The sequence below is a fragment of the Acinetobacter sp. YH12129 genome, assembly GCF_013418685.1.
Lineage (GTDB): Bacteria > Pseudomonadota > Gammaproteobacteria > Pseudomonadales > Moraxellaceae > Acinetobacter > Acinetobacter amyesii.
This window is the reverse complement of sequence record NZ_VPBP01000080.1, coordinates 1-1,039: the sequence shown is the minus strand read 5'-3', so window position 1 is coordinate 1,039 and position 1,039 is coordinate 1. Positions and strand designations below refer to the sequence as shown.

Below are 1,039 nucleotides of genomic sequence, written 5' to 3'. Positions count from 1 at the left end.
GGCTTTGTTGCATAAAGGCTTTAAAGATAGAGTTTCCCTAAGTAACTCAAATTTAAGTGACAACTTGGGTATGAGGGCGACCTAATTCTGTGAATTTGTTCAAAACTGCTACACGTGCATGAATCTCATTCACCTGACTAGGAAAACTCCTTGCTGTTAATTTATCGCCCAATAATTTGATGCAATGCATCTTGGTTTCAACCAAACTTCGATGATGGTAGCCTGACCATTTTTTCCATAGCGTCCTACCTAGATGTTTAACAGTACGAAGTAATTCATTTCGCTCTAGCGAGCTGGTCTTTTTATCTTTCCATGGCTTCGCATTTTTTCTAGGTGGAATCACCGCATGTGCATCTCGATCTGAAATGACTTGTCGGCAGAGCTTTGTGTCATATGCGCCATCAGTATAGACCGAATCAATTCGTTCATCCAAGGGAATTTGAGAAAGTAAATCATCGAGTACTTGCGAATCGCTCACATTATTTGTAGTAAGCTGTACTGCACGTATTTGAAGGGTTTCAGCATCTATAGCAATATGAAGCTTGCGCCATTGACGACGATATTCAGGTCCATGTTTCTTACGTTTCCATTCACCTTCACCTAGAAATCTCAAGCCAGTGGAGTCTACGAGTAGATGTAGCCCATCACTACTTTTTTGATAGCTAATCGCAATATCAATATGCTTTTGTCTACGACAAAGGGTGGAGTAATCCGGAGCTGTCCAATCTAATCCCCAAAGCTTAATCAGGCTTTGAACAAAACCTGAAACCATGCGTAAAGAGAGTCGAAATAGGGATTTAATCATTAGGCAACATTGGATTGCTATATCAGAATAGGTTTGATTTCGACCTTGTTTGCCCTTTGCTTGTGCATACCACTGAGTTTTTGAATCAAACCAAATGGCAATATTTCCACGATTAATAAGTGCGCGGTTGTATGTAGACCAATTGAGAGTACGGTAAATTTTAGGTGTGGGCTTATTCATTTGAAAATTATATTGTGGAATAAGCCCTTAACGATAGGTTTGTGCAACAAAGCC

1 protein-coding gene is annotated in these 1,039 nt (G+C 39.9%); it reads right to left on the bottom strand.

The features are described 5' to 3' along the window. Positions 1–52: 52 nt before the first annotated feature. The gene (locus FTU65_RS16155; protein WP_180004513.1) at positions 53–985 is read right to left on the bottom strand and encodes an IS5 family transposase; all 933 of its coding nucleotides are present in this window, start codon (positions 983–985) and stop codon (positions 53–55) included. Positions 986–1,039: the final 54 nt, after the last annotated feature.